Source organism: Acidisphaera sp. S103, assembly GCF_009765975.1.
GTDB lineage: Bacteria > Pseudomonadota > Alphaproteobacteria > Acetobacterales > Acetobacteraceae > Rhodopila.
In genome coordinates, this window is the sequence record NZ_LMUJ01000020.1 from 42,836 (window position 1) to 51,915 (window position 9,080).

At 64.2% G+C, this 9,080-nt stretch carries 11 protein-coding genes; 4 read left to right on the forward strand and 7 right to left on the reverse strand.

The window, feature by feature from the left end:
* On the reverse strand, positions 1-355 hold a 355-nt coding region (locus GSQ89_RS38995; protein WP_254073034.1), incomplete at its 3' end, for a gamma-glutamyltransferase.
* 186 nt (positions 356-541) lie between these two features.
* Between GSQ89_RS38995 and GSQ89_RS02035 the strand changes: the two genes are divergently transcribed.
* Entirely contained in the window at positions 542-1,291 is a 750-nt protein-coding gene (locus tag GSQ89_RS02035) for a DsbA family protein (RefSeq protein WP_158921505.1), read from the forward strand.
* A gap of 261 nt (positions 1,292-1,552) precedes the next feature.
* Here GSQ89_RS02035 and GSQ89_RS02040 read toward each other — a convergent pair whose 3' ends face one another.
* The 6 genes from GSQ89_RS02040 to GSQ89_RS02065 form a co-directional block, all read right to left on the reverse strand.
* Positions 1,553-2,059: a hypothetical protein gene (locus GSQ89_RS02040; protein WP_158921507.1), complete on the reverse strand. Its 507-nt coding sequence runs from the start codon at positions 2,057-2,059 to the stop codon at positions 1,553-1,555.
* A gap of 222 nt (positions 2,060-2,281) precedes the next feature.
* Positions 2,282-3,238 (reverse strand): peptidyl-alpha-hydroxyglycine alpha-amidating lyase family protein, encoded by a 957-nt coding sequence (locus GSQ89_RS02045; protein ID WP_158921509.1) that lies wholly within the window; start codon positions 3,236-3,238, stop codon positions 2,282-2,284.
* Positions 3,239-3,255: 17 nt separating this feature from the next.
* Entirely contained in the window at positions 3,256-4,215 is a 960-nt protein-coding gene (locus GSQ89_RS02050; RefSeq protein WP_158921511.1) for a peptidyl-alpha-hydroxyglycine alpha-amidating lyase family protein, read from the reverse strand.
* A gap of 76 nt (positions 4,216-4,291) precedes the next feature.
* Positions 4,292-4,714: an excinuclease ABC subunit A gene (locus GSQ89_RS02055; protein WP_216855970.1), complete on the reverse strand. Its 423-nt coding sequence runs from the start codon at positions 4,712-4,714 to the stop codon at positions 4,292-4,294.
* A gap of 112 nt (positions 4,715-4,826) precedes the next feature.
* Entirely contained in the window at positions 4,827-5,519 is a 693-nt protein-coding gene (locus tag GSQ89_RS02060; protein ID WP_158921515.1) for an SDR family NAD(P)-dependent oxidoreductase, read from the reverse strand.
* Complete coding sequence (locus GSQ89_RS02065) at positions 5,516-6,250, reverse strand: SDR family NAD(P)-dependent oxidoreductase (protein WP_158921517.1); 735 nt, start codon at positions 6,248-6,250, stop codon at positions 5,516-5,518. The genes GSQ89_RS02060 and GSQ89_RS02065 overlap by 4 nt, the downstream gene beginning before the upstream one ends.
* A gap of 60 nt (positions 6,251-6,310) precedes the next feature.
* Here GSQ89_RS02065 and GSQ89_RS02070 point away from each other — a divergent pair, with 60 nt between their 5' ends.
* The 3 genes from GSQ89_RS02070 (at position 6,311) to GSQ89_RS02080 (ending at position 9,022) form a co-directional block, all read left to right on the forward strand.
* The gene (locus GSQ89_RS02070; RefSeq protein ID WP_158921519.1) at positions 6,311-7,297 is read left to right on the forward strand and encodes an ABC transporter substrate-binding protein; all 987 of its coding nucleotides are present in this window, start codon (positions 6,311-6,313) and stop codon (positions 7,295-7,297) included.
* Between the two features lie 244 nt (positions 7,298-7,541).
* Positions 7,542-8,276: an ABC transporter ATP-binding protein gene (locus tag GSQ89_RS02075; protein WP_158921521.1), complete on the forward strand. Its 735-nt coding sequence runs from the start codon at positions 7,542-7,544 to the stop codon at positions 8,274-8,276.
* Positions 8,273-9,022, forward strand: a complete 750-nt coding sequence (locus GSQ89_RS02080) for an ABC transporter permease (RefSeq protein WP_158921523.1) — start codon at positions 8,273-8,275, stop codon at positions 9,020-9,022. Before GSQ89_RS02075 ends, GSQ89_RS02080 begins: the two co-directional genes overlap by 4 nt.
* Positions 9,023-9,080 lie beyond the last annotated feature (58 nt).

The following is a 9,080-nucleotide window of genomic DNA, read 5'->3' on the forward strand; positions in this document are numbered from 1 at the left end:
TACAGGCACCGCCACCACCCAGGCCGGCGCGCGACGGATAGGTGACCGTCAGGGTCAGGGCGACGGCGACGGCCGCATCGGCGGCGCTGCCTCCGCCGGACAGGACGTCGCGGCCGGCCAGCGCGGCGCGCGGTTCATCCGCCACGACGCCGCCGAGGAAGCCCTTCACGAAACCCTGTTGGCCGGCAGTGGGCACGGTACTGCCCATCACCTTGTCCTTGAAGTTGCCGATGGTGCTGCAACCGGACAGGACCGTCAGCAGCGCCAAAAAGACCCGGGCCGGCAACAGGCGGGACCTGTCGTTGGACGGCCGCGCCTCGGGCAGCGGTAAATCGGTCATCGTGCCGCGACGCATTCCATCCATCCTGTCGGTCTCGCCAGCCATCGGATTCGCCGGTCCACCGGACCGCGTGCCACCGTTAAGGGTGGCTGCCATAAACGGCTTCGGCATCAGCGGCAACCACGCCCCATGGTTTGACTTGCCACGAAGGGCGTTCCGGGGCTTAAGCAGCCGGCACGACCCCTCGCCGAAGGACCCGCGATGATCCGCCTGTCGATGATCCGCCTTGCCTTGGCCGCCAGCCTGATCCTGCCGATCGTGCTGTGGGCCGCCGGTGCGCCGGCCGCCGAGTTCACCCCGGCTCAACGGGCCGAGATCGTCGGCATCGTGCGCGACGCGCTGAAGCAGGACCCGTCCATCCTGCGCGACGCGATCATTGCGCTGCAAGCGGATGACGGGGAACGGACGCAGGAGGCGACTCGCGCCGCCATTGCGCAGGCCAAGGGGCAATTGGTGACCGCGGCGGACCCGGTGGCGGGCGATGCGCATGGCGACGTGACGATCGTGGAGTTCTTCGACACGCGCTGCCCGTATTGCCGCAAGATGGAGCCGACGATGGAAAGCTTCCTGGCGCAGGATCACAAGGTGCGGCTGGTCTACAAGGACCTGCCGATCCTGGGGCCGGCCAGCGTGCTGGGCACGCGGGCGCTGCTGGCGGCGCAGAAGCAGGGTGCCTACGTTCCGATGCGGGAAGCGGTGATGAAGCTGCCGCCGGACACCACCCTGCCGCAGATCGAGGCGGCGGCGCGCGGGCTGGGGCTGGACTGGGTTCGGATGCAGCACGACATGGACGATCCGTCAGTGCAGGCCCGGATCGATACGAATTTGAAGCTGGCGCATGATCTGGGGATACAGGGGACTCCGGCGCTGGTGATCGGGGACGACCTGGTGCCGGGGGCGGTGGAGTTGCCGGACCTGGAGAAGGCGGTGGCGGAGGCTCGTAAGGGGTGATGGTCGGATTTCCCGCTCACCGGGCGGCAGAGTGATGATGATGACAACGAGCCGTGTCTCTGATCATGGTGGCAGGATTTCGCTTCGATGTCGCCCAATGGTAATTCTGCCGTTGAAATTACGACCTATTTTCTGCACCATCTGACCCAGCACCTTACTGGGGCGGATGGCCCGGACTGACGCCGGGCCATGACGAATCAAGAGACGGCGGGCGATGACGAATCAAGAATCGGCCTCAACGGTGGCTGGTGTTATGTCTTGTTACACTGTTACCTGGGCCCTCTCGCGACGACCATCGAGGTGGTGTTGAAGGTCTTCAAGAATTCTGTCCGCATCCTCTTCGAATTCGCTCAACCATGTTTCATTCCTCATGATGACGTGCATGATCCCGTCCATCATGAATGTGGCCGTGACCGAACATAGAAGGCCGTCACAATTGGTCCAACGTGTTACCAGGGATTGGAACTCTGGTATCCTACCAACGTACCGCTTCACATCATCTTCGAAATCGGCAGTGTCGATAACGCCCGATTCGTTCTCCTCCATCTGACCCATGGCCATTGTCTCGGCGTTGAACCGGCGCTCCGTGATATAAATCACGCGCGCGGCGCTGTGGCGAAAGAGGCCGACGAAGTCGTCCGGCTCCAGAAACGCAGTGGGAACCTTGTCAGATCCGGTTACAAGAGTCGGAATGACTCTCGCGCCCGTGTCCGCTGCCGTCCGTCGGATAATCTGGACAAACTCTTCAATGAATGATTTCAATTGCATCGCTTCCGATCCACGCTACCAAAGCTCAGGCCCATTATGATCGCTAAGATAGTGCAACAAAAATTCAGCCGAGGCTAGTCGGAATCCAATGTCAATTTTGTTTCGTTCGCCCCGCGGCGACGGTAAACCGTCCGAGCCGGCCGGTCGCGGACGGACTGGCCGGCTCGGCGGGGTACAAGTGTATGTGGCGAAGGATGCGGTCGCGAGAGAGGCTGGGGTCCCCTACCCCACTTTCCGGAATTTCCGCAGCGAGCGCAGGTTGTCCGGCCTGGGCTGATTGGGGAACGTCTGCGGCCAGTTGGTCCAGGACACCTCACCCACATAGATGTCGCCGTGGCGGTCCACGCACAGGCCGTGCGGCGACATGAACTGGTCGGGTCCCAGGCCGGCGCACTGGCCGCCGAGGCGCGACAGGCGCTTGCCGGTGTGATCGACGATCGTCACCCGTGGTCCCAGGTTCGGAACGTTGCGGTTCACGGGCTGGGCGGGCCCTATTTCTCCAATGTAACAGACGGGGCATTTGCCGGGCGGCATGAACAGGCCGCTGGGGCGATGCAGGTTGTTCCACTGGGTTTCGTATTTGCCGTTGCCGTCGAACACCTGGACACGGTGGTTTTCCCGGTCGGCGACGTAGACCCAGCCGTCGGCGTCGCAGGTGATGTTGTGCGGGATGTTGAACTCGCCGGGGTCGGTGCCGGGGCCGCCCCAGGATTTCAGCAGGCGCCCGTCCGGGGTGTATTTGTGGATGCGGGCGTTGCCGTAGCCGTCTGAGATATAGAGGTCCCCATTCGGGGCCATCGCGGTGTGGGTGCAGCGGTGGAACGGTTCGCCGGCCATGTAGGGGGCGGGTTTGCCCGGCGTGCCGAGGGTCAGCAGGATTTTGCCGTCCTGGGTGCATTGGCGGACGGTGTGGTCGGCGTCGTCGGTCAGCCATAGGGTTTGATCGGGGGCGACGAAGACGCCGTGGGCGCGCGGGAAGATGCCCTCGCCCCAGGAGCGGAGGAAGTTCCCGTCGCGGTCGAACACGATCATCGGGTGCTCGCCGCGGTTGAAGACGTAGACCTGATCCTTGTCGTCGACGCCGATGCCGCCGATTTCCTTGAACGACCAACTGGGCGGGAGTTTCGCCCAGTTTTCCACCGGTTCGTAGGTGTAGTCGCCGCTGCCCAGGGTGACCATTTCGTTTCCCCGTTTGTTTAGTTGGTGACTTTACGGAATTTCCGCAGCGACCGCAGGTTGTCGGGCATCGGGTCTTTCGGAAACAGTTGCGGCCATTGGGTCCAGGACACCTCACCGACATAGATGTCGCCCCGGCTGTCCACGCACAGGCCATGCGGGGCGAGGAACTGGTCGGGGCCGAGGCCGGCGCAGACACCACCGAGGCGTGCGAGCTGCTTGCCGGTGTTGTCGACGATGGTGACCCGGGGGCCGAGGTTGGGGGCGTCGCGGTTCACGCGCTGCACCGGCCCCAGTTCTCCGACGTAACAGATGGGGCATTTGCCGCTGGGCATGAAGATGCCGCAGGGACGGTGCAGGTTGTTCCACTGGGTTTCGTATTTGCCGTTGCCGTCGAACACCTGGACCCGGTGATTCTCCCGGTCGGCGACGTAGACCCAGCCGTCGGCGTCGCAGGTGATGTTGTGGGCGATGTTGAACTGGCCGGGGTCGGTGCCGGAGCTGCCCCAGGACAGCAGCAGGCGGCCGTCGGGGCTGTATTTGTGGACCCTGGCGTTACCGTAACCATCGGAGACGTAGATGTCGCCGTTGGGGGCCATGGCGGTGTGGGTGCAGCGGTGGAATGGTTCCCCGCTCATGTATGGTTGGGGTTTGCCGGGGGTGCCCAGGGTCAGCAGGATTTTGCCGTCCTGGGTGCATTGGCGAACGCTGTGGTCGGCGTCGTCGGTCAACCACAGGGTCTGGTCGGGGGCGACGAAGACACCGTGGGCTCGGGGGAAAATGCCCTCCCCCCAGGAGCGGAGGAAGTTGCCGTCGCGATCGAACACAATCATCGGGTGCTCGCCACGGTTGAAGACGTAGACGTTGTCCTTGTCGTCCACGCCGACGCCGCCGATTTCCTTGAACGTCCAGTTGGGGGGCAGTTTTGCCCAGTTTTCCACCGGTTCGTAGATGTAGTCGCCGCTGCCCATGGTGGCCATGTCCGTTCCCCTCATTATGCGATGGGGGGAGTCTGTCACGGGTTGGGCGGTTGGGCCAGAGGTGAGGCGCGCCCGGTCAGTGGTCGGCGAGCCGCACGACGTCTCCGCGCAGGGCGACGCCGGCCATGAGGAATCCCTTGTGGCATTCGTATTCGGTGTCGCTGGAGACTTCGTGCTTTCGATAGTAGCTGACGATATGGATCACCGCATTGGCGCCGAGTTCATCCGCGCGCTGATGTAACGAGATCAGCGCCGACAGAAAAGCCCGTTGACACGCGGCATCGTCCGACTTGGCGAATGCGTTTGTTTTGCGGTTGGAAACGAACTGATCGAAGGTTTGCGCGATCCGGCCAACCGGTTGGTTGCCGAAATAGAATTTTACCGAGCTCGGCAGTTTTTGCTGGGCCTCCGGCGTGTTGATGGCATTGGCGACCGGCAACATGATGACGTCGTCCGCGGCGAAAGAGGGCGATGCGGTCAGCAGCAGCGCCGCCGCCACGAACCCACATCGAAGATGGCGCATCGTTCGTTTCCCTCTTGTTCCGTCATTCCGCGGCAGGGGTCATTGCTAACACATCCCGATCACGACGCAAACGCCGGTAGCCGAACGATCAGGGCAGCGCCAGGCCGCCGCCGTCGATCGGCAAAGCGTGGCCGGTGATGCCTCGGGATTCCGGGCGCAGCAGCCAGATCGTTGCATCAGCGACCTCGGCTGGGGAGGCGATCCGGCCGGTTGGGACACCCGCGGCGGCCTGTTCGGCGGTGATGTTCAGTTCGGTGTAGCGCCGTTCGGCCATTTCTGTGCCGACCCAACCGGGGCATAGGGCGTTGACGGTGATGCCGCGTGGCGCGAGGGCGAGGGACAGGGATCGGGTGAAGCCGATAACGCCGTGCTTGGCGGCGCAATAGGCGGTCTGGTCGCGGACGCCGCGCAGGCCCAGGACCGAGGCGATGTTGACGATGCGGCCGGTCTCGTTGGGCAGCAAGGGAAGCGCTGCCTTGCAGCAATGGTAGGTGCCGTGGAGGTTCGATCCGATGATCGCGTGCCACAGCGTGTCGTCATCGCCGTCGAGGCGGTTGGCGCCGGCGATTCCGGCGCAGTTCACCAGGGCGTCGATCCGGGACAGGTTTTCGAAGGCGGCGCGCACGGCGGCGGGGTCTGCCACGTCACAGGGTTGGAAGCGGTGGGGCGTGTCCGCGGCATGCCTGGCGAGCGTTAGGACGGTCCAGCCTTCGGTCGCCAGGCGATCGGCGATGGCGCGGCCAATACCCCTGGTGCCCCCGGTGACGACGGCCTGTTTCATTGCGCGGTGCCGCCACCGTCGACCGGCAGGATGATTCCGGTGATGAAGGACGCGGCGTCGGAGGCCAGGAAGGCGACGGCGGCGGCGATTTCCGCGGGGGCGGCGAAGCGGCCCAGGGGAACGCCGGATTTGTAGGCATCGGCGGAAGATACCGGGAATTGGTCCGGGTATTTCGCCGACAGATCGCCGATCACTTGGGCCAGCATCGCGGTGTCGGTGCTGCCTGGTGCGATGCAATTGACGCGAATGCCGTGGCGGGCCCAGTCCAATGCGGCGGAGCGGGACAGTTGGGCGATGGCGGCTTTGGAGGCTCCGTACGCGGCGCTGACCTGTTTGCCGATCAGCGCCTGGTCGGAGGCGATGTTGACGATGGCGCCCTTGCCGCGCTGGACCATGCCGGGCAGGACGGCGCGCATCAGCGCGTAGGCGGCCAGGAAGTTGACGCGAAACACACGTTCGGTCTCGGCCAGGGAGGTTTCCAGGACGGTGCCGAGGACGGTGACGCCGGCGTTGTTGACCAGGATGTCCACCGGCCCGCGTTCGGCCAGCAGCGTGGCCAGGCGGGATTCCAGGGTTGCCGTGTCGGACAGGTCGAAATCGGGCAGGTCGAGGCCGATCACCTCCACGCCGTCGTGGGTCAGCGTGTCGAACACGGCGCCGCCGATGCCGCCGCGGTGGCCGGTGACGATGGCCCTGCGGCCGGCCAATCCGTAGCTTAAATCGTTACCCATCTTGCCTCCCGGTGTATCGGTGCCATTCTCCGCCGCGACTCCCGGGGAAGGAACCATGCCATGCGTCGTTTGGTCGCGATTCTGTGTCTGCTGCTATTCTCTGGCGTCGCCCAGGCGAACGACAAGGTCACGTTCGGTTTGGACTGGACGGCCGAGGCGGAATATGGCGGCTACTATCAGGCCCTCGCCACCGGCATCTATGCCAAGCATGGGTTGGATGTGACGATCCAGCAGGGTGGGCCGCAGGTCAACCACACGCAGTTGCTGTTGGCGGGGCGGCTGGATTTCAACATCTCCTCCAATTCGTTCCTGGCGTTGAATTTCGTCAAGGAGAACATTCCGTTTCGCGCGGTGGCGGGGATGTTCCAGAAGGATCCGGTGGTACTGATCGCGCATCCGGGGATGGGGAACGACAGTTTCCCGGCGCTGAAGGGTAAGCCGATCATGATCAGCGCGGATTCGCGCGTGGGATGGTGGACGTTCCTAAAGGCCAGGTTTGGCTACTCGGACAGCCAGATCCGGCCGTACACGTTCAATCTGGCGCCGTTCCTGGCGGATAAGCATGCGATCCAGCAGGGGTATCTGGGATCGGAGCCATTTTCCATCGAGCAGGAGGGGCACTTCAAGCCGGTGGTGCTGCTGATGGCGGATGCGGGGTTCGAGGGGTACGGCAGTATGATCGCCACCTCTGACGCCAATATCGGCAAACGGCCCGATCTGGTGAAGCGGTTCGTGGATGCCTCGATCGAGGGGTGGTACTCGTATCTGTATGGTGATCCGGCGCCGGGGAACGCGCTGATCAAGCAGGCAAATCCGGAGATGAACGATGCACTGATCGCGTATGGGCGGGATTCGCTGAAGGCGCACAGCATTTTGGATTCGGGGGACGCGGCGACGCAGGGGATTGGCGCGATGACGGCTGCGCGTTGGGCGTCGTTCTATCAGACCACTTCGGAGGCGGGGGTGTATCCCAAGGGGCTGGATGTCACCAAGGCTTATACGTTGCAGTTCGTGAACCGGAAGGTTGGGATGGATTTGAAGCATTGAGGGCGGGGTGGACATGGACGGTCGGGACGCGTCCCATAAGCATTAGAATAAGCGCCAAACCTGGAATTCTTTGGCCGATTGTTCCGTTGTCTACCCGTCATGAACCGGCGTGTCCGGGCCATTCGCGCTTCGTCCGCCGGAGCGAAGATGGCCGGGACACGCCCGGCCATGACGGTGAGAGCGTGGCGCCCCGACAAATCTTTCTCTCCGGCGTCGCTATCCTGATGCTTAGGGTTGCTTGCCCGTGCTGACGGTCAGGGCTGTCGGGCGGCGATTTCCAGGGGGGGTGGTGGCGTTGCGCGATGCGTCGCTGCGGTTGGCCTCGGCGGATTTTGTCGCGTTGCTGGGACCGTCCGGATGCGGGAAGTCGACGTTGTTGCGGCTGATCGCGGGATTGGACCAACCGGACGACGGTGAACTGGTGTGGGACGGCGGACCACCGGCGCCGGGCGATATTGGCTATGTGTTCCAGGACGCGACGCTGCTGCCCTGGGCGACGGCCGAGGAAAACGTGTTCTTGCCGCTGCGGTTGCGCGGTGTGTCTCGGGCGGCGGCGATGCCGGCGGTGACGGCGGCGCTGCACCGGGTGGGTCTGGCGGGGTTCGAGAAAGCCCGGTCGCGGCAGTTATCCGGCGGCATGCGCATGCGTGTGTCGATCGCCCGAGCTTTGGTGACCAAGCCGCGGTTGTTGCTGATGGATGAGCCGTTCGCGGCGCTGGACGAATTCACCCGGCACAAGCTGCAGGCCGATCTGCTGGGGGTTTGGCGGGATGCTGGGTGTACGGTGGTGTTCGTGACGCACTCGATCTATGAGGCGGCGTTTTTGGCGCGGCGGATCGTGCTGATGACGCCTCGGCCGGGGCGGATCGATCGGGAGATCGCGTCGGCGCTGGTGTCCGGTCCGGAGACACGGCTGGATCCGGCCTACGCAGCGTTGGTGGCTGAGATTTCGCATGGCATGGCGGAGGCGCTGCGGTGAAATGGGCGCCGGCCTTGTTCGGTTTGCTGGCGCTGGCGCTGTGGGAGGCGGCGGTGCGGATCGGCGGTGTGCCAGTTTATGAGGTGCCGGGGCCGATTGCGGTTGTCGGGGCGTTCCTGGCCGATCCGGTTGGGTTGCTGACGGCGCTGGCCTCCACCTTGTTCGTGACGTTCACCGCGTTGTTGGTGGCGGCTATCCTCGGCGGGGCGATGGCGGTGGCGATGTCGGCCAGCCGGCTGGCGCAGGCGGCGATTCAGCCCTGGGCGGTGGCGTTGCAGGTGACTCCGCTGCCGGCGATCGCGCCTTTGATCATCATCTGGGTGGGTGAGCCGTTTATCGCACTGGTGGTCTGCGCCACGATCGTCGCGTTTTTTCCGTTGTTCGCGAATACGGCGTCGGGGCTGGCTTCCGCGCCGCCGGAGCTGAACGATTTGTTCCGGTTGTATGGGGCGAGCCGGTGGCGGACGATGGCGTTGCTGCGATTGCCGGCCGCCCTGCCCTACTTCCTGTCCGGTCTGCGGATTTCCGGGGGGTTGGCGCTGGTGGGGGCGGTGGTGGCGGAATTGGTCGCTGGATCGGGAGGATTCGCGTCGGGATTGGCATACCGCATTTTGGAGGCGAGTTTCCGGTTGGAGATGCCTCGGATGTTTGCCGCTTTGGTGCTGTTGGCTTTGGCGGGGGTACTGTTGAATTTCGGGCTGGGGGCGGTTGGGGGCGCGATTTTGCGGCGGCGTGGGTTGGCGTGAGGTTGGAAGCGCTGGCGGAGTTGTTGGGGTTGGCTTGAGGTACGCTTGTGGATCCGTC